Origin of the sequence: Priestia sp. SIMBA_032 (genome assembly GCF_046535215.1) — a bacterium.
In the GTDB taxonomy this organism is placed as follows: domain Bacteria; phylum Bacillota; class Bacilli; order Bacillales; family Bacillaceae_H; genus Priestia; species Priestia aryabhattai.
The window spans coordinates 98,730-121,219 of the sequence record NZ_JAWRXD010000001.1; the positions used below are offsets into that span (position 1 = coordinate 98,730).

The following is a 22,490-nucleotide window of genomic DNA, read 5'->3' on the forward strand; positions in this document are numbered from 1 at the left end:
ATAATGGAGAAATCGCAATTAGCTTTTTAGAAGAACGTCAATTAGGACAATCTCACCTGAATTTTTTAAGGCTCTTTTGATTATATTTTCAAATTCAACTAAATTATTTGCCCGTTCTCCTTTAATTCCAAAGCTAGTTGCCAATTGGACAAAATTTGGGTTTGTAAAAGTTACTCCATAGCTCTTACCAAACTTTTTGTTCATCATTTCCTGCTCTATTTTTAATGTAGAGTCGTTTAAAACAATAATGACGAATGAAAGCCCTAAGCGCTTTGCCGTCTCTACTTCTGCAAAATTCATTAAAATTCCTCCATCTCCAGTAATACAAATAACTGAATCATTAGGGCAGGCTAGTTTAGCTCCAATTGAACCTGGTAAAGCAATACCCATGGAAGCTAGGCCATTTGATATAATGAACTTGTTAGCGTTTTTGGGCTGATAAGTTCGGGCTATAGATACTTTATGAGCCCCCACATCTGAAATCACAATTGTTTCCTCTGAAGAGAGCTTTTCAATACTATGCAAGATATTCTCGATTGTTAAAGGCAGTAAATTGGTATCTATCTCTTTCTTTTCAATATGATAGGATTGCTTAATTTGTTTCTGGAGATTGCCAGAGGGTATCCACGCTTTACAAGCGATATCCAGCTGATTGAATACGCGTAAAGTCTGCTTTATATCTCCAACCAATTCCACTTCTACAGGATAATATTCATCTATTTCTGCCGGTAAAGTATCTATATGTAAAATTGGTGTTTTTTCCGTGTTCCATTCTTTGGGTAATTTCTCGACAAAATCAAATCCAATTACAATAAGTAGATCGGCTTCCTTTAAGCCTGCCAACACTTCATCTTTCTCATTAAATCCAAATGTAAAGAAATTTTTTGGATGATCTTTAGATAACACACCTTTAGCCATATAACTATGGGTAACCGGTGATTGAAGGCGTTCAATAAATAGTTGAAGCTCATCCACGGCTTCCTGTCTAACAACGCCGTTACCGATAATAACAAAAGGTCTCTCATACTGCTTAATAAGAGTATTGGCAGCCTGAATTGACTCCATTATAGGTATACTTATGGGTATAGATGTAGGTGAAATAGGTTTAATGGGAACGATTTGAGCTGCTAAGTCTTCTGGCAATTCTACTACTACGGGTCCTGGCTTTTCCATTTGTGCAACTTTAAATGCTTTTCGAATAATCTCAGAAAGCGTTTGTGAATCTTTTATTTGAACACGCCACTTCGTTGCCGGTTCTACCATTTTAATAATGTCCATATATTGATGGGATTCTTTATGTTGTCTCCCCAAAGCAGCCTGTCCCGTTAATGCTACAACAGGAGAGTGGTCTAGCTTTGCGCTAGATATACCTGTCAATAAATTAGTAGCTCCAGGGCCTAATGTTGATAAGCATACCCCTACTTTGTTTGTTAACCTTCCGTATACATCTGCCATAAAAGCAGCTCCTTGCTCATGCCTCACATTCACGAATTGAATCTGTTTAGAGTTGGATAAAGAATCAATAAAATCCAAGGTCTCTTTACCGGGTATTCCAAAAATATATTCAACTCCCTCATTTTCTAAACATTGAACAAGTGTATCCGTCACTTTCATATTGTTCGACCTCTCTTTAGATAGTATTCTGACAAGCTTATGTAAAAAAAATAGCTCATTAATTCTTATCTCATCTTTTCTAGTTTTAACTAACCAAAATCGTAAATATATGGAATGAAATCATACTCACTAACTATTGTTTCTAGTGTAACCATTAGGTTCTTGTGTTAAATACATTTTTTTAGATAATGTATAAATAACTGGATGAGTCAACCTTTCATCCGTGTGAGCTGATTGGGAGCGTGACAACACTCTATAAAGAATGATTAATTAGAAAGTAACATTCTAAGGAATGTAAAAAATCCCATATACAAATAATAAGATGAATACTCGTATAAATTGGAAGGAGCAGTTTCCAGAGAAATTCAATAAATAATCTCCAGTAGAACGCTTGAGATTATTTGAAATTTCTTCATGAAAAACTGTACCTGTAAGAACTCTTTTGATTGATGCCTCCAGAAAATCTTATGTTCACTAAAAAGGTACATGTAGCTATTCTGCATAAATCATCATACCAAAAAAAGGTTTATTAAATTTAAACACTGGGTATTATCAAATCAAGACGATGTGTTAAGAGTACCGCCCGTGCATAGGGTGTGTCCTTCTCTGTTCTATAAAAAATGGCGCCTCCAACGGCGTCATTTTTTATTTGTAAACAAGTTTACGGATGCTGGCGCGAAGGTTGTATTTATATGAAAATGGTATATAGATTCCTAACCAATAGAATCTATTTTTACACCACTATTTTTAAAAATTTTGAGTGAAATTCCCTTTCTTTTGGACAGACCGGTCCCCGTGTGCTTTCTCATCTAATTTAGGTTCATATTTATGAATAGAATGTCCATTATGATGTAGATCGTCATACCCCAATCACCTTTTTATTGAAGTGAGTAATGATAAAGAAAGTTAGAAAGATCACATTAATTTAAGTTTAAGATGTCTCAATTGGGATAATATAATAAATAAGCTAGATTTAATGATAATCTGGTTTATTTTCTATATTCTAGGAGGCAACAAAAAATGGAACATGGTAAAGTGAAATGGTTTAATGCTGACAAAGGTTTTGGATTTATTGAGCGTGAAGGTGGAGAAGATGTATTTGTTCACTTCTCAGCTATTCAAGGTGAAGGCTTTAAATCCTTGGATGAAGGTCAAGAGGTGACTTTTGATATCGAACAAGGGCAGCGTGGACCACAAGCGACAAACGTAAATAAAGCATAAAAAACCATATTAAAAAACAGACTCTATTTTCAGAGTCTGTTTTTACTTAAAAAGATTTTTATATCAAAACTTATTCATTAATAATTATTTTACTTTTACGAGTTCAGGAACGTTCATAAATTTCTGAGCTAGACTTTGTACTTGCTTCGACATGGTTGCTGAAAATAGTAAGGTTTGATGGGGAGAAGAGATGCCGCCAAGGATCGTTTGGATATCTTCAATAAAGCTCATATTTAACATTTCATCTGCTTCATCCAGAACACCTGTACGAATATGATTTAAACGAATGGTTCTTCTTTTCATATGGTCCTTAAGGCGTCCTGGGGTTGCCGAGATAATATGCGGTCTGTTTTTAAGAGCGTTGATCTGACGATTAATATCCTGCCCTCCATAAATAGGTAGCGTTTTAACTCCTTTTACTTGATACAAAATAATAAGCGTATTAAGAAACCTGCCGTTTTTGTGTATATAAAATTTTTCATAAAATTGATATCTTGGGCATAATACAGGTTAGATACTTGGTAGAGGGGGGATTGTTTGAGACTGAAGGATGGAAACTTTTATACAGATAGTAGAACCAATAAGGTATATAGATTAAATGAAGATGACAAGGGAAGCTGGTACCTGAGTACGCGTGATGATGAAGATCATCATCAAATGTCAAGAACTTCGGGACGTAACATGATGAAATTGATAAAGAGTTTTTATACCAAAGTGAACGACAGTTGAAAATTTCCCGCTCTGCAAAACAGCATAAAAAATATGAAGCTAGCTTAACACAGCTAGCTTTATTTCTAGTTTATAGAGCTAGTTATCATAATGGTTTTTTAGGAATTAAGCAACGATACTAACAAAAAATCCTTAGCCCGGCCCTTGACAATGACCTACGATTTAATTTCGATTGCAGAAGCCTTGTTGTCCCAATTCGACGCCATAATACCATTTCCATATTGTTTTTTGGAAAATCATCTATAATTGATATTGTTTTAATCTCATATTGAGATATATAATAAAAACAAGAACAAAAGAAAACGCTTTCTATTTTTAAATACATTGTTACTTCTCAAACTATAAGGAGGATTTAAAATGAGCCAAGTGGAAAGAAATTCTAAAGTACAGAAATTAGTTGAGTATAAAAAATTCAATGAAGAAGAAGTTTTAAAAATGACAGATCCGCAGGTTGAATATTATCACTGGCTCTATTTTGATGATTCCGCTTATGATTATATGTAACTCAACTATAAAATAAGAAAAAAGCACAAAAACGTTTGGTTCCAACAGGTTTGTGCTTTTTTCGTTTCTTTAATTATAAGATTACTCGTTTTCAATACCATTTCCTGTGACAATAAAGTGAGCGCTGTCTTCCTTTCGGTTGAAAAGTCTCCAGAACTCACTATATTCATCGTCTTCTGACGTATCCGGAAACACCTCTAATAAATAACCTTGAGATAAAAAGATCTTTAGCCCTCCTACTTCGTCCGAGTCAACTCTTTCTACAATCGTATGTTCGTTTATATCTTCTATAATCGATTTAATTCGTTCTCTGATTTTTCCCTTCTCTCACTTCGCTGATTGTCTTTATAAATTCACGCTCAGTTACTCCTAGATAGGAGTCGGAGCGTCTAATATACACAATCCTAAGGTTTCTGTAAGGCTCAGGTATTGAAAAAAGTTGTACTAACCCTTCTCTCTCATATCTTTCCGCCAATGACCGAGCTATAAGTGTCACACCAAGTCCAGAAACCACTGTTCCCATAATCGTTTCGAGTGTAGCAAATTCCATAATTTTTGGCGATACGATTTGTTCTTCTTTTAACCACTGCTGTAGCCTTTCTCTATATTGGCAGCCTTCATTAAATAAGATAAATGGTAAGTGTAGTAACTCTCTAGCAGACTGAATCTGTTTCTTGCCGTTCTCATTTGCGTTTGCGCTGCATACAAGTACAATTTCTTCATCAAAAGCTGGAATTTGGTCAAGCATTGACACATTTACTGGTTCTGCTACAAATGCCCCGTCTAGCTGAAACTTAAGAACTTTCTCTATTAATTGTGTACTTACTCCTGATTCTAGAGAAATATCTACATTTTTGTACTTATTATGATAGGAAGAAATAATTTCAGGAAACCCTACTACAGTTTCAACTAATCCAATACATAATGACCCGACAAGGTTACGCTCATCTTGAAACGCTTTGTGTATTTCATCCATTAGCCTCATCATTTGTTCTCCGTACGTTAAAAGTTTTCGGCCTTCTACATTTAATGTCATTCCACGTCTGTGACGATGAAACAATGGGTGGCCAATTTTCCGTTCAAGAGATCGAATACGTGCTGTTACATTTGGTTGGACATAACCTAGCTTATCAGCAGCAAGACTTACACTGCCGTATTCTGCCACAGCCATAAATATACGTATATCTTCTACTTCCATCAACATCTTCCTTTCCACTTACATTCATTTAGGTATTAATAATAGTGATATCTACAATCATTTATCATTATTTTACAAGATATCAAGCTCTAGATAAAATAATGACATCCGAGTACTACTGCAACTATTTAGGAGCAATTACGTAAAGTTCTTAAAATGAGGTGACTGAAAGGAGGAAATCTGCTTGTTTTATTTATTATTGTCTCTTGCCATTATCTTAGAGGTAATTGCAGTATATTTTCTTAATCTTACAAATGGATTCACAAACTTTGTTCCGACTGTTTTTGCCATACTATTTTATTGTTCTTCGATTGCTGCTTATATGCTCCTTAACGCCAAAGGTGAAGTAGGAGTAGCAAGCGCGTTGTATGCTGGAGGAGCAACCGTACTTGTGGTTGTCACAGGTATTATCTTTTTTGATGAAACTATTTCCTTGTCTAAAATCTTAGGAGTTTCTCTTATTATAATCGGTGTAGTTTCTCTTAACATTAAAGGAAGCTCTAAAGAAAGGATGACGGCGTAATGGGATACGTATTCTTAACGATTGGTTTAGTTTTGGGCATTGCAGGACAAATGTGTGTAAAACTATCTAAAGGCTTTAGACAAACTTTTCCCACAATAGGTGCATTCTTATTGTTCATTGCTTGTATTTATTTCATTTCTCTAACAACACATTATTTCGAAATGGGTATTGTTTTTGCTATATGGGCAGGGCTGACGATTGTTAGTACAACGCTGTTAGGTATTTATATATTTAAGGAATCAAAAAACAAAAGAAAGATTATCTCGGTTACTCTTATTATTACAGGTGTTATTATACTGAAAGCTTTCTAATAAAAATAAGATAAATAAGGCCCTTAAGTAACCTCGGTTCCGGCTACTTCACAACATCTTGTGTAATAATACTCTTCAATTCTATTAAGAGCATAATGTTGTAGCTGCTCCTGCAATTCATCTAATTGTTCGTATATATTGCTCATTGCCGGCACTACTGTTATACATTTTCTTCATTCTCTGGAGACCAAACTGCCACATCTCCACCTGGACATGCAACGAGTAACCAATCTTGTGACTCTGTACCGGCTTGCCAACTTTCATAGAGGTTATCTACTCCAAAGATTGTTAAGAGCACACCACTTGTAAACTGTAACGTTAAATGAGGTTCTTGTTCCCCTAAGAATATGTCTGTGATTTCCTCTTGTTTGGCAATAAGTGAAAAAAAGGAACGTATAGGTGAAACAGTCCACTTGTTTTCCGCAGTAATAACAAGTGGTTGACCATCAGCAGCTTGTATTTTGAGTCTAAAATAATCAGAACGTATTCCATCTCCAACGTGCTTAACTTTTCCACCTTTAAACAACCGGCACAATGCTTCTTCTGCTTCCACTTTTTCTTCTTTTTTCATCGTATCACCTCATTTGGTGTTTATTGTTGTTATCATCAACTATATAATAGTTTTACTTCTTACAGATAGTTTATTTGTGCTTTACCCTACGAAAGGTTGGTTTTATGGACATTCGATTCGTTTATTACGAAAAATATAAAGGTACCGTCACTTCTGAATTTCACTATTCCCTCTGAACAATCAAATCCACCATAAAGAGGATTTGCAGATGCCCAGATATATCGCATCCCTAAGAAACGTTTAGCATATGATATAATTCCATTTGCATTTTTCGAAGGTGCCGGCTCTTTTACTGATGTTGGCGATGGGGCTGTATTGTGAGCTGAAACGCTGCCATTTGAGCTAACATAAGTTGCACTTGCCGTTACCCAGCGGTTTTGTCCAATTCGGTACAAACCGTTCTTCTTTTCATAAATAGTGTAGGTTTGCTCTTTATAAGCGGTTCCTACAACACGTGATGAAAAGTTAGCACTTTGACGCACATTCAACTTAGATACAACTTAGATACTTTTATTTGTACTTTTTCAGCTGATACACTTGATGTAGCGACAGCTTTAGAAGTAGTTGTTGAAGTGTTTTTTCCTTTAGATACAAACGAAACATAGCTTCCGCTAGCAGATACTCATCGGTTTTGACCAAGGTTGTACATGCCATTTTTTTCGCGTACACATTATAATGCTCGCCTTTATGTAACGTACGAACTATTTTTGCATTAAAACTATTTCCTGCTCGAAGATATAACGAATGAGTTTTAACCTGAACCGTACCAATCGGAGTACTAGCATGCACTTTCGATTGAGACGAAATAATAATCAAAGACGCTGCAATTCCAATAGAAATTAACATCTTTATTCGTTTTTTCATCCTGAACACCATCCTTTTTATAACCAATTGAAACATTATGTGTTACCTGTTGAGTCTTACTTCATACTATAAGGGACGTCTCCCATAACATCAGACTGGTTGCAAAAAAAGACTGTTCATCGGTAAAGATGAATCAGCTTTTCTTACCTTCACCCCAACTTCTGCACTCTCCTTTTTTATTTTTCACCATTTTTTCTTTTTTCTCCAAATTGGAAGCATCCTAGAACATTTAAACTCCTTACCCCTGTAACTATCTTTCACATTTTTCCTTGATTCCCACATATATTCCATGTAACATAAACCCTATCATCTATCTTGGAGGAGTGTAATGAATAAATTAACAAAAACAAGCATCATGTGTGCCGTTTTAGTCGCTGGCCTTGCTGCTTGCGAAAGTGGAAAGAAAGAAAACGAAGTAACCGTAGAAGCACCTACCCCAAAACATACCGCTAGCCTTGAGCACGCAACAAATGTTAAACCGGCAGAAGGCAGCCTATCTTATCATGAAAAATCTAAACACCATAAATACTATATTTCAACCAACAGCGCATCTTACGTGGATGATATCGATAGCATTAACGGAACTTCAACATTTATGAATGTATCTGTACGTTTAGAAAATACGTTTGAAGAAGGAGATTCTGTATCGCTAAAAGACCTTCACTTTACATTAGAAGACGTAACAGACAGTAAGACCTATGAACCAGCTACTAGAGAGGCTTATACAAAAGAGGGATATACGCTTCTTACAACAAATTATCCAAACATGAAACTAGAAGATAAACCACTTGATTTAAACATTGTTTTTAATATTCCAGATAAGCCTGACCATCTCTATCAATTAATGGTTGTTCAAGATGAGGCAGATGCTGATTATTTTTATTTAGATACAATTAAATCGGCATATAAATAATTAAAAAAGCCACTAACTCTGCACATGAGATAGTGGCTTTTTTGCGTATATCGCACATATATTTTATTTAATTCCAGGTAAAAATCATCATAACATAACTACTTAAAATAACGGAAATGATTGTTCCGTATACAATAACACCCGTTGTATTTTCTTTATTATGTAGTTTCTTCAAAAACGTAGCAAATGCAATATACAGCAAACCCAGGAACAACGGGAAGGTAAGACTTAGAAAGATCATAGGACACCTCACTTACGTCAAAACATAACTGTATTTTACAATTTACACAATATAAGGTAAACTCTTTGTGGTTATTTAGCTGCTGATTTTATTTTAAATAGTTTATTTAGAACATAGATTAATTAAATTTAAACCTCTAAGATGTGTTTAATGTCTTCTGCCGTTAACTCATGGGTTTCCAAATATTGCTGCGCTAATTGACAAATGAATCCTCGTTCTTTTAACGAAAAATGGGTGATTTTCTTTTCCATTGAGCGAAATGGAGGAATGGTTTTATCTCCTTTAATAGACAAACCTTCTTGGTCGAAGGACACGAGAGCTCCGTTTTCCTTGTAGTATGTCAACACTTCTTTTGCTGCTTCTGGTGGTCCATGTTGACAGTATTGTTCAATTGTCATTTCTTCATCTAGAATAACTAACATTACTTCTTCTTGTGAAATCCCCAAATGGGCCATAAAACTTATCCAGTCGCCATTCGGTACATATGTTAAATACGTTTTTTTGTTGTTCAGTCCAATTCATACTTTCACCTCATGTTTTTTCTTTACTTACAAATAGTAAGGTGTAGGTATTATGTAAACATACACTTATACTTGTCGATACTCTTTTTAAGGAGCGGTTTATATGCACACAGAACAAATAAATATTAGTATTGAAAAACCACTTGCACTTGAATTGGATAAAATCCTTAGTCAAGATACTTTAGACTACGACACACTTAATGAGACACTCGACTATTACATAGTTGAATACGATTCTTTGCTTGAAAGTCGCACCATACTGTTTTCAGACCTATGTGTTATGAGTATTTCGGTATACGTAGGAGACGACAAGGCGCATATTGGCTATTGGCTTACCAGTCTATCTGGAGAAGAGATAGAAGGCACAACTGTCACGACCATTACTCGTTCGTTCTCTATTTCATATCAAGGAAATTTCTATATAGTTGAAATAACCGTTGAGGATTAAATGAATTGTAAAAAGAGGAAAAGTTCTGTGTTTAATCGAAGATTTGCTGCGTTTTTTACATATATTTTACATTAAACCATATTTAGTAATATAAAGGGGACTTACAAACAAAAAATTGTGATTGAGACTATTTATTTTAGTGGCTTTGTTATAGTAAATCGTTAATCACAGAAGTACATATATTAAACTAATTTGTGTTAGACTGTTACAAGCTTAATACTTCGAAAAAGAAAGGCCGGAAAAAACATGACACAAACGAATACATCATTTCGTGATGCACTTATCAAATCACTTCGAGGTGAAAGAGGTCATCTTCCAACAATTAATGCAATAACCGATATTAATATGGAACTTGCTTCACATAAACAAAAGGAATTACCTTATTCTATTTATCAATTAGTGAAGCATATGAGCTATTGGCAAGACTTTTTACTTGCTCTTGCTAAAGGAGAAAACCCTGAGAGACCGAAAAGTGTAAGTGAAAGCTGGCCTGAATACCCTACTCCGGTTGATGAGGAAGAATGGAAAAAGACAATCCAGCATTTTTGTGATGGAATTGACGAAGCTTGTCACTTAGCTGAGACAATATCAATTGAAGAACCTCTCGATGCTTGGCCAAGTGAAACCCCAGGGGGATTACTGCGTAATATTGCTTCTCACAACAGCTATCATCTAGGTGAAATTGTCATTATGAGAAGATTAAACGGAGCATGGCCACCGCCAACGGGAGGCTTTCCTGCTTAGATTGAGACATAATGCAGAAATAAAGCTCTAAAAAGCGTCCATTAAACACTTTTAGAGCTTTATTTTAGTTGTGTACTCTTATCTTTATGAATAATGTGTGGGATGAAACAAGTCTTCCTCTGCATTTCTGACAATCGAAAAGTGTTCAACGTTGTAATGACCAAGTAAAGTTTCATTATAATGCTTTATGATTTGTTCAGCACTTAAACCATTACTGTCGGTTGTTGAATGTCCATCACCCACTAATGTCAAACCATCCCATTGATTGTAGCTGTTCTGACTGCAATATCTATACAGTGTTGTGTCTAAATTTATGAGAAATTTAATGAGCAACTTAACGAATGTTCTTTACCCCTTGGTCTTTTAACTAGTTCTCCTCCACAGTTAGAACAAATATACATCTCGTTTTCACTACATTTATCACAAAATGTACATTCATGTGTACAGATGTAAGCAACAGAGCTATTATGGAGTTTCTTATTGCACTTTTCGCATGTATTTCTCATTTCTAAAGCCATTAAATCCCTCCTTTTGATATAATTAAATTGTATTCTATAAATTTCTATTTTTACATACGTTTCTTATTGTATTACTAAGTAATAACTTTAATGTTCTCGACAGGTATTTTTTTATACGTTCATATGTTACAATAGAGAAAGAACATAAATTAAAATTATATGGTCTCTTTGTACCCTGGGTTTCCTTATAATGGAAAGAGGTACTTTTATGAATATACTTGAAATAAAAAAAACGCTTTATACTCTTATTCAATATGAGGATAGTGCTATTACTCATACCATTCCTCAAGTACTGGAACTGTCGTATTGTAAAACATCTAAGATTTTTCAAATCACTACACTTACGGATCAAAAAACCTTAAATTATAACGATTATGATATAGATAACGCTTCTGAAGCTTTATACAAGATTTTAAACTGAAGAAAGAAATTCAATGATTTTCTCTCTTTTATTTAACAAACGTGCGATTGCACAATATGTTATTTTAAACAAAAGAAACTCCTGGTATATGTTCAGGGGTTTCTTTTGTTTTTCTAATGTATACAAGATACAAATCTAATTTTAAAAAAACATCTAAAAATATTTAAAACAGAACGAAACCGTAAAGACGATGCCACTATTTCTTTAATTAGAAACTTTCTCTGAAAGTAGCACCATCTAAAGATTCATATCATATGTATCTTTAAAAACGTAAAAATTGCTTTAGGTATTTTCATTTTATAGGTTATTTACTAGAAGTAATTCCTAAAAAATGAAATGCATTTTTTACAGTAGCCATTGTCGGGGTAGAAGCTAAGTTAATACCTAGCTGTACAGCAGCGCGAGATAATTCTGGTCTTAATCCCGTTAAGATACATTGCACTCCAAGTAGTGACATAACGCTATTAATTTTAAAAAGATGCTCCCTTACAATTGAATTCAATGTATAAATACCTGAAAAATCTATAATTAAACAATTTATATTTTGCGTCTGCACTTTTACTGGAACGGCCATTAGAAGTTGGTTTGCTCTTTCCTCATCTATGGATCCTACTAAGGGAAGTACAGCGATTCCCTCTAAAAGAGGAACAAGGGTTGTAGACAGTTCATTTATTTGCTTTATTATTTCTTTTTGTCTTGTTTCACTCTCTTTTTTTACCGTAATATCTCTCACATAGGTTTGGATTACTTTTTTATCTCCCAGCAGCAAGGGATGACAATATAATTCAACATTAACAGTTGTCCCGTCCAATCTAAATATGGTTTCCTCAATGAGCTCTGCTGGACGTTCATAAGCAGATTGGATTCTTTTCCTTATTGCTGCTTTAGGCTTTAGATGTTTCTTGAAATATATCTAAAGGACTTGCACCTATGATATCTTCCCTTTTCCCTCTAAAAAAATGTTCAGCTGCGTGGTTAACATATATAATCTTATGATTTGAATGAATAATGAGTGGATCTAACGCATATTCAATGACTTCCTGATAATCAATACCCGAAATGTTTTCATTCATAATTTTCACTCCTTAATATGAAGGTTAGACTACTATTTCAAATTTATCAAGGGTTCAATTGCTTGTTTAAGATCTTAAAAAATGATAATAAAGTTTCTTTTGAAGTTGTAAATAAGAAATAGTAAGAAAATAGAAGATTAAAAGGTCGTCTGTCCTTTACAGAACAAAAATAAAAACAGCCCTTGGAAATGAATTCAAGGGCCCTCTCTGCATTTATTTAAATCATACTTTCTCACGAGTTAAATCATGGTGTAAGGCTGTATCAGGAACTGTAGGATTAGGTTAATTTTTTCACTTCAAACGAGAATTCTTTTTGATGACGAAATATATTAATTCTTCTTTTAGATCATTTACAGAGTTTTGTTTTTTCCTCTCTTCCCCTTTACCCTATTCTCATTTGAATGAATCGTGTGATCTCTATTTCTTTTTCTTCTACTAAGAAAATAGATAATAAAACCTACTAAAACTAATAAAGTAATTAGAAGGATACTTGTAGGAAAGTATAACGTCCCTATGTGGATACCAAAAAATTGAATCATTATCCTCTCACCTCCATATGAGATTAATAAACGACTCTAGTAATATACTTTTCGTTCAGTATCTTTCCGATTCATAAACCCTTTGTACAGAAGAACAAATATTATATATAAAGCAGCATGCTAGTAAGATTTACTAATACTTCTCGATCACTTAGTTTCTTCGAAAGTTATTGAAAGGAAAAACCATTACACACCTTTTTTTGCAACAACGATTATACGTTCTTGTTTCATTTCACCGACACATTGTTTAGCTTCTTCTTGGGTTAAACCTAACGAGGCCATTTTAGAATGAAGTTCATCTTCACGAGAAAATATCTTATTAACTGCAGATTCAAAAACTCCTTGTTCAGAAGCTCGATATTCTTTTGTATTTGTTGTATTTGTTAAATATTCCGAGCGCTCTTTATTATAGGTCAATAAATAAATTTCACTTTTACTAAACCCGTTGACAAAAAACTCTTCAATAAACTTATTTGCCTGACCACTATTTTCTGCTACTTTAATTTCCTTCACTATTTTCTCCTCCTCTATCCCCATAGAATATGTCGTTCTACTAATAGGTGTATCCTTCAGCAGCCAATTAAAACCAATTTATTTAGATATGGGATAAAAGACTATAAAATATCATCTAAATATTGTATAAAATGAGGTAAATTATCTATTTATAAGAGAATAAAATATAGACTTCTTTTCTTTTGTAGAAATATCAAAAGAGAACTTTTTATGTAACCTTAAAAAATCCCCCTCTATTGTCAGAAGGGGATTTTTAGTTAACCTTTCGCTAAATCTAACGCTTTATCTGCCTTTTTTAAATCGTGATTTACTTGTTCTTCTACATCATAGGCGTGATACATTTCATTATCAATCATATATTGAGCAATCTTTTCATGAAGCTCGATGGTTTCATCTAATTGCTTTTTTAATACCTTTCGAACTTCCGGCGTCGCTGTTTCCGTAAGCGCTACAGCATATGTTCGTACACCACTCTTAGCTGATAATAATAAATCAGTCGCAATAGCAAGATCATCTAACGTTTTAGTAAGAGTACTTTTAGTGGCCATTTTTCTACCCCTCCTATTTATTGAGCTTTCTTTAAGATTTTTTTCAATTCTTTAATCGCTTCAGTAGATGTTTGAACATCTTCTTCAAGAATCTTTTTTAATTCCTCATCCTCTACCAATTCCAACATCGCTGTTCCTTTTGTTACACATGATGTTTTAAGCGTTAAGATTTCATGAACTTCTAGCGTTTCGTGCATAGCTAGTCCCTTTGCCATGTTTGCATCCTCCTTGTCATTTTTTTGACTTGTGAATTATATTCCCAAATCATTTCCATTTAAACAAGTATTGATTATTTTTTTGGAATTTTAGAAAAATAAACAGAAATATTAAAACTAACAAAAATAATAAATAAAATAATCCGGTTCGCTTGCGCAATAGTTTCAATTAAAACGTGCGTTAACCCGGCTTGGGTTAACGCACTTGATAGTTACGCATGACTCAACAAAACTCACTTTTTCTATATAACCTAAACATATTTTAAATGTTAAAAATGAGGATCCGCTTGGATGGAAAGAGTAAGAATGATTGATAATTTAGGATGTGTACTTTTTATAGGACAATAAAAAATGATAATGTCTAATAGAAGTCTAATTTACGGTTGCGTATGTCCCTTGATTATCTTTTAGGCCGATGATTTTTCTGATGACTTATTGCCCGGTGCAAACCAACCTAATAGAGCAATACCAACTAATACTCCATAGAAAATTAGAGTCCAGATAGTGCTATGAGGAAAATGAGGATCTAAGACACCAATATCTTTATGCGCAAAAGTAATAACAGCAAGTTTCACCCCTACCCAAGCAACGATGGCGTATGCTGTCGTTTCCAAGGCAGGTCGCTTTTCAAGGAGTTTTACAAACCAGGTCGCTGCAAACTTAATCAAGATAAGACCTGCAATCCCTCCAAGAACAACAACTGCAAACTGTCCTCCGTCCATACCACCGATTTCTCCAAACTGCGAATCCGGAAGCCCAAGAGCTATAGCGACCGCAGCTAAAATAGAATCAATGGCAAAAGCTAGGTCGGCTAACGCAATTTTGCCCACCGTCGGCCAGAACCCTTTTCCAGCAGACTCCTTTTCATCATCGTTATGAATATTCTCATTGTGTTTCCCAAACCGTGCCTTAATGACATGCTTTAAACCTAAATAAAGAAGATAAGCCGCTCCTATCGCCTGTATCCACCAGACGTTGGCGATAAATGAAATGGCAAAAAGAGCTCCAAATCGAAAAATAAACGCCATAAGAATTCCGTAATTAATCGCTCTTTTCTTCTGATCCTCGGGTAAATGTTTAGCTATAACTGCTAGTACAAGAGCATTATCAGCTGATAATAACCCTTCTAACCCGATTAGAATCAATAATGCCCATACGTATTCGAGCCAAATAGATTCCATCCATTTTTCTCCTTTCCAAAATGTAAGCTGTTATGCTAAAGGTTTTGTTTACAATAGAATAACCATATATGCTACAGTAAACTCTAAAAGATAAGATTTTCATTTTTTTAACACTAATCAACAATTGAACATCTCTTAAGATAGAAATAAACATAAATACGAATTCCAGTATGTCAGTAAATAGTTTATGTCAACATACTTACATAGGTTGGAAAGTCACCCTATTATTGTTATGCCCTTCCCCTCTTCTCAAGAAGTACCTGTGAACAAAAAAAACCGGCTGTAACATATTAACCAATATGTTACAGCTGGTTTTTATAGTGGAATAAGAAAATTAATTAGGACTAATCCCTACCCAAAAAAGATCCACTAGAGCCTGAGCCGTTTTTTCAGGGCCTCCTAATTCTGCAATTAATTCTTTCTTGTTCCGAATCATTGTTACCGTGGAAAATGCATGCGCAAGCAAGCGAGGGCTTGTTACGACAATTTCACCGCTGTTTGCAGCTTGTTTGAATACGTTCTCCAATGCCTGATGTATGGCTTTCTCTGCTTCACGAATTTCATGAATATGATCTTCTGTAAGCGAAGAAGTCGCTTCTTGCAATAATGTTTCAAAATCAATATGCGGCCGCCTTAAATGATCCAATGTTACCTCATATAATCTGTGTTTTAACCCATTGGAATTTTGTAATAATTTCTCTGTCTGTTTTGTAATACGTTGGAACATACTTGATACCGAAACGGTAAACAAAGTTGCCTTATTTTTAAAATAGTAGTAAACGCTGGCCTTGGTCACATCGCTTGCTTCAGCTACTTGCTCCATTGAGACTCTTTCATATCCATATGCCATAAATAAATGGGCAGCAGTCTTTAAAATTTGCTCTCTTGTTATATTATTTTCAGTTGTTATTTTGGGTCTGCCAGGCTTTTTTTTGGGTGTCTTATCAGTATTCATAAGAGGGCCTCCTTCTAGTTCAAGAAATTGCCACATTTAAACTAGTTGATTAATTAACCTTCTGGTATATATAATTATTGAAGGTTCTATATATATTGTAATAGAAACAAACAGATTTGGAAATGAGGGAGAATTAATGAAAGAATCACCTTTAGCAACATTCAGTCGATTGATGACTGGAAAAGTGAGTCGTTGGGTTGTTATTGCCGTATGGATTCTGGCAACTGCAGTTCTAACGATTGCTTGGCCTGCCGTTAATAAAACGGAAGTGAACAACGCACCAAACTTAAGTGAGAATTCACCTTCCGTAGAAGCTGAGAATCTCATAAAGAAAGAATTTCCTAACTCATCAGGGGTTCCTGCCCTGCTTACATGGCATAAAGATTCAGGTTTGAATACCGATGACTTAAAATCTATACAGCAACTGGCGGCAGATTTAGAAAAGAAGCCATTAGAAGAACAAACGTCTACTCCGCCTTTGCATAAATTACCGTTAGCAACTTTACAAAATATGATTTCGAAGGACGGTACAACGCTTGTACAGCCCATTTTCTTTAAAGAAAACGTTGAAACGGATGTACTAGAAAAAAATCTAGACACGATTAAAAAACAAGTAAAAGAACAGGTTTCATATGATTCTTTTGCTACAGATATCGATGCAAAAGATAAGCTAAGCACGCGCGTTACCGGACCTGTAGGAATTCAAGTAGATGCAACCAGCCTATTTGAAGGAGCAGACGTTTCCTTACTAATCGCGACAGTTTTATTAGTCTTAATTTTACTTCTTGTCATTTATCGTTCCCCAATTTTAGCGATTATTCCTTTAATCGGTGTGGGTTTTGCCTATGGGGTTCTGAGTCCGATTCTCGGTATTTTGGCAGATAAAGAATGGATTACGGTTGACTCGCAGTCCATATCCATTATGACGGTCTTGTTATTTGGAGCAGGAACAGACTATTGTTTATTTTTAATTTCTCATTATCGTGATGAGCTTCGTAAAGTAAAAGATAAGAGACAAGCCCTTATCAATGCCTTTAAAGGTGCTTCAGGTGCTATAGCTATGAGTGGATTTACAGTTGTCATCTCTCTTCTGTCCTTGATTGTAGCAAAATACGGTGCTTACCACCGTTTTGCAATCCCTTTTAGCTTATCTATTCTAATTATGGGATTAGCAAGTTTAACACTTATTCCCGCCCTGCTTTCGGTTATGGGAAGAGGTTCTTTTTATCCTTTCGTCCCTCGCACTCCTGAAATGGAAGAAGAATTGGCGAAAGAGAAAGGAAAACCGGTGCGTGACCGAAAAGCGAAAAACCGTTTCGGGAATTGGATTGGTAATGTGGTTACGACGAAACCATGGACAATCATTGTAGCTTGTCTAGTCTTTTTTGGAGCTTTATCCATTTACTCTAGCCAAATCAAGTACACATATGATTTATTGTCTTCTTTTCCTGAAGATATGCCTTCTCGTGAAGGATTTACGATTATTTCTGATGCTTACTCTCCTGGTGAACTAGCACCAGCACAAGTAGTCATTGATACGGAAGGAAAATCGGTTGACCTTGAAAAAGCATTAAAGAAAAATGACCTTATTAGTACTGTTTCTGCACCTCAAAGTGGTACAAATAATGAGGATCTAAAAGTATATGACGTTACGTTTAATGTGAATCCATATAGTATAGAAGCAATGAAAGCTATTCCAGATTTGAGAGATGCAGCTGAAAAGGCACTGTCACAGTCCGGAGTTTCCGCAGTCAAATCCAAAGTATGGATCGGTGGTCAAACAGCAACACAGTATGACACAATGACCACGAGTGATAAAGACGACATTATCATTGTCCCATTAATTATTATTTTTATATCGCTCCTGCTATTGGCTTACCTACGTTCTATTGTAGCTATGCTTTACTTGGTTGGAACGGTCATCTTGTCTTACAGTGCAGCTTTAGGGTTAGGCTGGCTCATCATTCACAACAGCATGGGGGCAGATGCTATTCAAGGAGCGATTCCTTTATACGCGTTTGTATTCTTAGTGGCGCTTGGTGAGGATTATAATATCTTTATGATCTCAAGCATCTGGCAGAAAAAGAAGCATATGCCGTTAAAGCAAGCAATTAAAGAAGGCGTAAGCGAAACAAGCGGTGTGATCACATCAGCTGGAATCATTTTAGCTGCTACCTTCGCGGTTCTAGCAACACTGCCGATTCAAGTTCTCGTTCAGTTCGGAATTATCACGGCTTTAGGCGTTCTGTTAGATACATTTATTGTGCGACCATTCCTTGTACCTGCGATTACTACGGTTTTAGGAAGATTTGCTTTTTGGCCAGGTAAAGTTGAAATAGTACCAGAAAAAGAGCAGTAACTATTAAAATCAAGATGTTTTATAGTTGATTTACTATATGGCTTCTATTCATGACTAATTGATTTTTATGATAAAGGACAAGAAGAATAATGCACTAGAGAAAACATACAGCTTTCTCCACTTTTTTTAATATAAAATTCATTTGAAGTGTTAACCTTTACCTGTATCTCATAAAAGCAGCTATTCAGGATAAAGTATTACTTAAGACAGATATACTACTGGAGGTCGTAACTTGTTGATTGGTGAGATTATTCAAAAGCTAAATAATGGTGATACTTATGAAGATATTGCTTCTTCCATTAAAATTAGTGAAGATGTATTAAGAAAGGATTTAAAAAATTTCGGATTTCAATATGATAATAAAGAAAAAAAGGTGATATTTACAGGCTACGAATCTGAGTATGAGAATACACTTCGTGTTTGTTATCCTGATATAAAAGGACTTTCTATTTAACATTTTGCTTTAAATATATAATTTTCCATCCTAAAAGCGTGGGCTGCATTCAGCCCACGCTTTTAACTATCTTCATTTTAGTTCTCTTTTTAACACTTTACCGAGCTGATTTTTAGGAAGTTTATCAATAAAATAAACTTCTGGAACTTTGTAGCTTGCTAGACGATCTCTGCAATATTTTAAGATATCTTCTTTTGTTAAAGAAGAATGAGAATCTTTTACCACATACGCTCTAGGTTTTTCTCCATAAACTGGGTCTTCTACTCCTACTACAGCAGCTTCTATAACAGTATCCATTTGCTCAATGATTTCTTCGACTTGATCGGGATAGATATTATCACCGCCATATACGATAACATCTTTATAGCGTCCCATAATATATAAAAAGCCGTCTTGATCTATCTTTCCAGCGTCCCCCATATAGAACCAACCGTCTCGTAGCACTTTGTCAGTCGCCTCTTGATTATGCCAATAGCCTTTAAAACAATAGGGGCTTTTTATAATAATTTCTCCAACTTCCCCTGTTTTTACTTCTTGTCCTGACTCAGGATCAATAATCTTTACTTCTACACCGGAAAGAGGCTTACCCGCCGATTCAATTTTTTCATTTCCCATATCCGGTGTCCATACACTCACTGTCCATGCTTCTGTACTTCCATACCCTTGGATCATTCTAATGCCTAACTTTTCATACTCCTTAATAAGATAAGCAGGAACTTTTGCTCCTCCTGCAATAGCAACCTTTAGTGAAGAGCTCTTTGAATCTGCATTTTTTACTATTTCAAGCATTTGCATATACATAGAAGGAAACGCTAGCATCATCGTAATCTCATGAGTTTCAATCGTTTCCCAAATGATTTCGGGTGTAGGATCTGACAACAGAAATAACCCCATTCCGTTGGAAACAGACTTCAAAATATTATTAATAGAACTCATATGATAAAAAGGATGCGAGGCAAGAAATCGCCCATCTTCTTCATAGTCTATTCGTTGACTCGATGGTTGTATATAAGAATACACCTGACCATGCTCAATCATACAGCCTTTTGCGTTGCCAGTTGTTCCAGAAGTAAAAAGAAGCATAGCTATGTCATCTTGAGAGACCTTTATATTTGGATTTAGTATAGAATACGCAGAAAAAATTTCATTATATTCTTCAGTTGTCTCCACACTATTTTTTCTTCCTACTTGTAAAGTAATAACGTCATTTAATAGTCCAGAATCAAAAGGAATAACCTCATGAAATTTTTGGTCGTAGAAAATAACTTTAGGTTGTGCACTGTCTAAAATATCGATAATTTCATACTTCGTCAGCTGCCAGCTAATAGGAACCGCTACGGCTCCAATTCTTAATGCAGCTAGCAGAATGGTAGGAAACGGATGATTGTTTTGACAAAGAATTGCAATTCGATCCCCTTTTTTAACATTATGGCTTAACAGGTAATGGGCGAGTTGATTGACACGTTCATTATATTCTTTGAATGTATAGAAAGATGTACTCCAAATTAAAGCCTCTTTTTCAGCAGATTGTGTAGCCCTTTGCTCTAATAGTTCTCCAAGTGTATACATGATAGCTCTCTCCTTTAATGATAATGACCAGTTTGAATCATATTTAAATGGTGCTTTATTCTAATTATTTTTAAATCTATAAACTACATTACCCTTAATTAACGTTAACGCAAACGTTAATTATTGAAGTTTGAAAAATTCATATCTTTTTAGCATGTAAAAGAGACATATTGGTTATTCAGAGCAGGCAATTCAATATACTTTACAGCTTATGTTGAGGGGTTCACAGCGCTTTATCTTTTACGACTCTTTTATTTTTTAACTTAGCCCCCTTTGCATCAGCTATTACATATGTTCCCTTTCTATGCGTGAAGTTAATTGCTAGTTGCACTCTCCACGTGAATAACAAAAGTCTTAAGAGTTATATTAATAAAAACGCTAAGATAATATAGAGCTTCTCTTCTTGCTATAGGATCTATAAATGACCATGGAGGAAAATATGAATAAAGTCTTTTTCATTTTTATGATTATTGGTGTACCTCTTTCAATTATTGGCAGCATTTTTAATTGGAATTATATTTTCATGTTCTTTATTTATTGTGTGACATTAATTAGTTTGGCTAATTACATCAGACGTTCTACTGAAAGCCTTAGCGTTGTAGTAGGTCCAACAGCAGGCGGATTACTTAATGCTACGTTTGGCAACGCTGCGGAAATTATTATTTCATTTTTTGCATTAAGTAAAGGATTAAATACAATCGTCATTTCCTCAATTACGGGAGCGGTTCTTGTTAATCTTCTTTTTGCCAGTGGAATATCCATGATTGTTGGAGGAATTCGGTTTAAAAAGCAAAAATTTAGTGTGTTTAAAACACGACATAATACCTCTCTCTTAATGTTTGCTATTATCGTAACTTTTGTATTGCCATTTATCTTTGCAAAACGCTTGGATGATAAAGATATGCAGGTTCTATCCACTTCTTTTGCTATTGTGATGCTGACCATTTACCTGCTTGCTCTTCTTTTTAAGCTTGTCACACATAAAGGGATTTTCACTGGAAACGAAGAAGAAAATGGAGAGGAACCAGAATGGGGAAAAAAGAAAGCAATCGTTGTGCTTGGACTGGCCACAATTGTACTAGCTTATATTAGTGAAAAACTTGTTGGCACCATTGAGCCAGTAGGTGATGCCTTAGGCTGGAGTCACGTTTTTATTGGAATTATTGTTGTGGCCATAGTGGGAAGTGCTGCAGAGTACGTGTCAGCAATTGCAATGGCCTACAATAATAGAATGGACGTAATGGTGGAGATTTCCATTGGTTCAACCGTCCAAACGGCCATGTTTGTTGCTCCTATACTCGTTCTGTTCTCATACTTGTACGATTTCTTGCCTCTTGTGTTTAATACAGCGGAAATGATTGCGATGATCCTTGCAGCTCTCATGACGGTGACCGTTGTGAATGATGGTGATTCCAACTGGTTCGAAGGTGTTTTACTTGTTGGGACTTACATTGCAATAGGCTTCAGTTTTTACCTTTTATAAAATTACTATCGAAACAAAGCGAAAGTTTTTAAACATAATCAAAGTCTTGCTACATCAATGATGTATAAACGAGCCCTTCATAAGCAAGAGCTCGTTTTTTACGTGTGTTTTGTCTAAATAGAAGTATTTAAAGTATACTAAACACTTCTATTTATTAAATTGTTTTTAACTTTTTCGTCCAAGATCCTTCCGTATTAATATTTTTTCATCTAGAAAATTTTCTATCTTTTCCTCTTCCCTTCCATTTGCAGTTTTATTTT

At 35.0% G+C, this 22,490-nt stretch carries 26 protein-coding genes and 2 pseudogenes; 11 read left to right on the plus strand and 17 right to left on the minus strand.

All coding sequences use genetic code 11. The features are described from left to right. Positions 1 to 18: 18 nt before the first annotated feature. Positions 19 to 1,614: an acetolactate synthase large subunit gene (locus SB717_RS00470; protein WP_410902962.1), complete on the minus strand. Its 1,596-nt coding sequence runs from the start codon at positions 1,612 to 1,614 to the stop codon at positions 19 to 21. Between the two features lie 1,020 nt (positions 1,615 to 2,634). On the opposite strand from SB717_RS00470, the gene SB717_RS00475 reads away from it, so the two are divergent. Beyond that, positions 2,635 to 2,835, plus strand: a complete 201-nt coding sequence (locus SB717_RS00475; RefSeq protein ID WP_013056409.1) for a cold-shock protein — start codon at positions 2,635 to 2,637, stop codon at positions 2,833 to 2,835. Between the two features lie 87 nt (positions 2,836 to 2,922). On the opposite strand, the pseudogene SB717_RS00480 reads toward SB717_RS00475, so the two are convergent. Continuing rightward, positions 2,923 to 3,258, minus strand: a pseudogene (locus tag SB717_RS00480) (DEAD/DEAH box helicase); the annotation flags it as partial. A 663-nt stretch (positions 3,259 to 3,921) separates the two neighbouring features. On the opposite strand from SB717_RS00480, the gene SB717_RS00485 reads away from it, so the two are divergent. Next, positions 3,922 to 4,068: a BH0509 family protein gene (locus SB717_RS00485; RefSeq protein WP_014460666.1), complete on the plus strand. Its 147-nt coding sequence runs from the start codon at positions 3,922 to 3,924 to the stop codon at positions 4,066 to 4,068. A gap of 298 nt (positions 4,069 to 4,366) precedes the next feature. Here SB717_RS00485 and SB717_RS00490 read toward each other — a convergent pair whose 3' ends face one another. Further along, the gene (locus tag SB717_RS00490) at positions 4,367 to 5,266 is read right to left on the minus strand and encodes a LysR family transcriptional regulator (protein ID WP_410902963.1); all 900 of its coding nucleotides are present in this window, start codon (positions 5,264 to 5,266) and stop codon (positions 4,367 to 4,369) included. A gap of 184 nt (positions 5,267 to 5,450) precedes the next feature. Between SB717_RS00490 and SB717_RS00495 the strand changes: the two genes are divergently transcribed. Together SB717_RS00495 and SB717_RS00500 are read left to right on the plus strand one after the other, a co-directional pair. Further along, complete coding sequence (locus SB717_RS00495; RefSeq protein WP_074683023.1) at positions 5,451 to 5,789, plus strand: DMT family transporter; 339 nt, start codon at positions 5,451 to 5,453, stop codon at positions 5,787 to 5,789. Beyond that, a complete protein-coding gene (locus SB717_RS00500) occupies positions 5,789 to 6,100 on the plus strand; it encodes a DMT family transporter (RefSeq protein WP_074683024.1) in 312 nt (103 codons plus the stop codon). The genes SB717_RS00495 and SB717_RS00500 overlap by 1 nt, the downstream gene beginning before the upstream one ends. Positions 6,101 to 6,260: 160 nt before the next feature. Here SB717_RS00500 and SB717_RS00505 read toward each other — a convergent pair whose 3' ends face one another. From SB717_RS00505 to SB717_RS00515, 3 genes are all read right to left on the minus strand, one after another. Then, positions 6,261 to 6,671: a hypothetical protein gene (locus SB717_RS00505; RefSeq protein ID WP_410902965.1), complete on the minus strand. Its 411-nt coding sequence runs from the start codon at positions 6,669 to 6,671 to the stop codon at positions 6,261 to 6,263. 86 nt (positions 6,672 to 6,757) lie between these two features. Further along, positions 6,758 to 7,153 carry an NlpC/P60 family protein gene (locus SB717_RS00510; RefSeq protein ID WP_410903430.1) on the minus strand — a complete coding sequence of 132 codons (396 nt, stop codon included), beginning with the start codon at positions 7,151 to 7,153 and terminating at the stop codon, positions 6,758 to 6,760. 28 nt (positions 7,154 to 7,181) lie between these two features. After that, positions 7,182 to 7,535 carry a hypothetical protein gene (locus tag SB717_RS00515; protein ID WP_410902966.1) on the minus strand — a complete coding sequence of 118 codons (354 nt, stop codon included), beginning with the start codon at positions 7,533 to 7,535 and terminating at the stop codon, positions 7,182 to 7,184. A gap of 328 nt (positions 7,536 to 7,863) precedes the next feature. On the opposite strand from SB717_RS00515, the gene SB717_RS00520 reads away from it, so the two are divergent. Then, positions 7,864 to 8,448, plus strand: a complete 585-nt coding sequence (locus SB717_RS00520) for a hypothetical protein (protein ID WP_410902967.1) — start codon at positions 7,864 to 7,866, stop codon at positions 8,446 to 8,448. Between the two features lie 369 nt (positions 8,449 to 8,817). Here the strand turns inward: SB717_RS00520 and SB717_RS00525 are convergent, their stop codons facing one another. Further along, entirely contained in the window at positions 8,818 to 9,144 is a 327-nt protein-coding gene (locus tag SB717_RS00525; protein WP_410902968.1) for a hypothetical protein, read from the minus strand. Between the two features lie 169 nt (positions 9,145 to 9,313). Here SB717_RS00525 and SB717_RS00530 point away from each other — a divergent pair, with 169 nt between their 5' ends. Both SB717_RS00530 and SB717_RS00535 read left to right on the plus strand, forming a co-directional pair. Next, a complete protein-coding gene (locus SB717_RS00530) occupies positions 9,314 to 9,658 on the plus strand; it encodes a hypothetical protein (RefSeq protein ID WP_410902969.1) in 345 nt (114 codons plus the stop codon). A 246-nt stretch (positions 9,659 to 9,904) separates the two neighbouring features. After that, entirely contained in the window at positions 9,905 to 10,402 is a 498-nt protein-coding gene (locus tag SB717_RS00535) for a DinB family protein (RefSeq protein ID WP_410902970.1), read from the plus strand. A gap of 84 nt (positions 10,403 to 10,486) precedes the next feature. On the opposite strand, the pseudogene SB717_RS00540 reads toward SB717_RS00535, so the two are convergent. Both SB717_RS00540 and SB717_RS00545 read right to left on the minus strand, forming a co-directional pair. After that, positions 10,487 to 10,707: pseudogene (locus SB717_RS00540) on the minus strand (cysteine hydrolase); the annotation flags it as partial. A 6-nt stretch (positions 10,708 to 10,713) separates the two neighbouring features. Beyond that, positions 10,714 to 10,920, minus strand: coding sequence for a DUF1272 domain-containing protein (locus SB717_RS00545; protein WP_074683031.1), 207 nt, complete (start codon positions 10,918 to 10,920; stop codon positions 10,714 to 10,716). A 208-nt stretch (positions 10,921 to 11,128) separates the two neighbouring features. On the opposite strand from SB717_RS00545, the gene SB717_RS00550 reads away from it, so the two are divergent. After that, positions 11,129 to 11,341, plus strand: a complete 213-nt coding sequence (locus tag SB717_RS00550; protein WP_016766369.1) for a hypothetical protein — start codon at positions 11,129 to 11,131, stop codon at positions 11,339 to 11,341. A 304-nt stretch (positions 11,342 to 11,645) separates the two neighbouring features. Here the strand turns inward: SB717_RS00550 and SB717_RS00555 are convergent, their stop codons facing one another. The 7 genes from SB717_RS00555 to SB717_RS00585 all read right to left on the minus strand — a co-directional run bounded on the left by SB717_RS00555 (position 11,646) and on the right by SB717_RS00585 (position 16,365). After that, the gene (locus SB717_RS00555) at positions 11,646 to 12,152 is read right to left on the minus strand and encodes an STAS domain-containing protein (protein ID WP_410902971.1); all 507 of its coding nucleotides are present in this window, start codon (positions 12,150 to 12,152) and stop codon (positions 11,646 to 11,648) included. Between the two features lie 73 nt (positions 12,153 to 12,225). Beyond that, positions 12,226 to 12,414, minus strand: a complete 189-nt coding sequence (locus tag SB717_RS00560) for a PAS domain-containing protein (protein WP_336108992.1) — start codon at positions 12,412 to 12,414, stop codon at positions 12,226 to 12,228. A 725-nt stretch (positions 12,415 to 13,139) separates the two neighbouring features. Continuing rightward, complete coding sequence (locus SB717_RS00565; protein ID WP_074683034.1) at positions 13,140 to 13,466, minus strand: YflT domain-containing protein; 327 nt, start codon at positions 13,464 to 13,466, stop codon at positions 13,140 to 13,142. Positions 13,467 to 13,723: 257 nt separating this feature from the next. After that, entirely contained in the window at positions 13,724 to 14,014 is a 291-nt protein-coding gene (locus SB717_RS00570; RefSeq protein WP_029715140.1) for a spore coat protein, read from the minus strand. Positions 14,015 to 14,031: 17 nt separating this feature from the next. Next, positions 14,032 to 14,229, minus strand: a complete 198-nt coding sequence (locus SB717_RS00575) for a hypothetical protein (protein WP_016766364.1) — start codon at positions 14,227 to 14,229, stop codon at positions 14,032 to 14,034. Between the two features lie 407 nt (positions 14,230 to 14,636). Then, complete coding sequence (locus tag SB717_RS00580; protein ID WP_053487090.1) at positions 14,637 to 15,410, minus strand: TerC family protein; 774 nt, start codon at positions 15,408 to 15,410, stop codon at positions 14,637 to 14,639. Between the two features lie 334 nt (positions 15,411 to 15,744). Next, positions 15,745 to 16,365: a TetR/AcrR family transcriptional regulator gene (locus tag SB717_RS00585; RefSeq protein ID WP_074683035.1), complete on the minus strand. Its 621-nt coding sequence runs from the start codon at positions 16,363 to 16,365 to the stop codon at positions 15,745 to 15,747. Between the two features lie 136 nt (positions 16,366 to 16,501). On the opposite strand from SB717_RS00585, the gene SB717_RS00590 reads away from it, so the two are divergent. Together SB717_RS00590 and SB717_RS00595 are read left to right on the plus strand one after the other, a co-directional pair. Continuing rightward, positions 16,502 to 18,724 (plus strand): MMPL family transporter, encoded by a 2,223-nt coding sequence (locus tag SB717_RS00590; protein ID WP_410902972.1) that lies wholly within the window; start codon positions 16,502 to 16,504, stop codon positions 18,722 to 18,724. A gap of 232 nt (positions 18,725 to 18,956) precedes the next feature. After that, positions 18,957 to 19,178 carry a hypothetical protein gene (locus SB717_RS00595; protein ID WP_074683037.1) on the plus strand — a complete coding sequence of 74 codons (222 nt, stop codon included), beginning with the start codon at positions 18,957 to 18,959 and terminating at the stop codon, positions 19,176 to 19,178. Between the two features lie 72 nt (positions 19,179 to 19,250). Here the strand turns inward: SB717_RS00595 and SB717_RS00600 are convergent, their stop codons facing one another. Next, positions 19,251 to 20,747 (minus strand): class I adenylate-forming enzyme family protein, encoded by a 1,497-nt coding sequence (locus SB717_RS00600; RefSeq protein WP_410902973.1) that lies wholly within the window; start codon positions 20,745 to 20,747, stop codon positions 19,251 to 19,253. A 439-nt stretch (positions 20,748 to 21,186) separates the two neighbouring features. Here SB717_RS00600 and cax point away from each other — a divergent pair, with 439 nt between their 5' ends. Next, positions 21,187 to 22,230 carry a calcium/proton exchanger gene (gene cax, locus SB717_RS00605; protein ID WP_074683039.1) on the plus strand — a complete coding sequence of 348 codons (1,044 nt, stop codon included), beginning with the start codon at positions 21,187 to 21,189 and terminating at the stop codon, positions 22,228 to 22,230. Positions 22,231 to 22,490 lie beyond the last annotated feature (260 nt).

Coding starts and splice junctions, on each gene's coding strand:
- SB717_RS00575 (WP_016766364.1), bottom strand. CDS start 14,229: ATGGCAAAGGGACTAGCTATGCACGAAACGCTAGAAGTTCATGAAATC.
- SB717_RS00490 (WP_410902963.1), bottom strand. CDS start 5,266: ATGGAAGTAGAAGATATACGTATATTTATGGCTGTGGCAGAATACGGC.
- SB717_RS00485 (WP_014460666.1), top strand. CDS start 3,922: ATGAGCCAAGTGGAAAGAAATTCTAAAGTACAGAAATTAGTTGAGTAT.
- SB717_RS00585 (WP_074683035.1), bottom strand. CDS start 16,365: ATGAATACTGATAAGACACCCAAAAAAAAGCCTGGCAGACCCAAAATA.
- SB717_RS00500 (WP_074683024.1), top strand. CDS start 5,789: ATGGGATACGTATTCTTAACGATTGGTTTAGTTTTGGGCATTGCAGGA.
- cax (WP_074683039.1), top strand. CDS start 21,187: ATGAATAAAGTCTTTTTCATTTTTATGATTATTGGTGTACCTCTTTCA.
- SB717_RS00530 (WP_410902969.1), top strand. CDS start 9,314: ATGCACACAGAACAAATAAATATTAGTATTGAAAAACCACTTGCACTT.
- SB717_RS00475 (WP_013056409.1), top strand. CDS start 2,635: ATGGAACATGGTAAAGTGAAATGGTTTAATGCTGACAAAGGTTTTGGA.
- SB717_RS00470 (WP_410902962.1), bottom strand. CDS start 1,614: ATGAAAGTGACGGATACACTTGTTCAATGTTTAGAAAATGAGGGAGTT.
- SB717_RS00515 (WP_410902966.1), bottom strand. CDS start 7,535: ATGAAAAAACGAATAAAGATGTTAATTTCTATTGGAATTGCAGCGTCT.
- SB717_RS00525 (WP_410902968.1), bottom strand. CDS start 9,144: ATGGCCCATTTGGGGATTTCACAAGAAGAAGTAATGTTAGTTATTCTA.
- SB717_RS00550 (WP_016766369.1), top strand. CDS start 11,129: ATGAATATACTTGAAATAAAAAAAACGCTTTATACTCTTATTCAATAT.
- SB717_RS00535 (WP_410902970.1), top strand. CDS start 9,905: ATGACACAAACGAATACATCATTTCGTGATGCACTTATCAAATCACTT.
- SB717_RS00580 (WP_053487090.1), bottom strand. CDS start 15,410: ATGGAATCTATTTGGCTCGAATACGTATGGGCATTATTGATTCTAATC.
- SB717_RS00560 (WP_336108992.1), bottom strand. CDS start 12,414: ATGAATGAAAACATTTCGGGTATTGATTATCAGGAAGTCATTGAATAT.
- SB717_RS00590 (WP_410902972.1), top strand. CDS start 16,502: ATGAAAGAATCACCTTTAGCAACATTCAGTCGATTGATGACTGGAAAA.
- SB717_RS00600 (WP_410902973.1), bottom strand. CDS start 20,747: ATGTATACACTTGGAGAACTATTAGAGCAAAGGGCTACACAATCTGCT.
- SB717_RS00505 (WP_410902965.1), bottom strand. CDS start 6,671: ATGAAAAAAGAAGAAAAAGTGGAAGCAGAAGAAGCATTGTGCCGGTTG.
- SB717_RS00570 (WP_029715140.1), bottom strand. CDS start 14,014: ATGGCCACTAAAAGTACTCTTACTAAAACGTTAGATGATCTTGCTATT.
- SB717_RS00545 (WP_074683031.1), bottom strand. CDS start 10,920: ATGGCTTTAGAAATGAGAAATACATGCGAAAAGTGCAATAAGAAACTC.
- SB717_RS00520 (WP_410902967.1), top strand. CDS start 7,864: ATGAATAAATTAACAAAAACAAGCATCATGTGTGCCGTTTTAGTCGCT.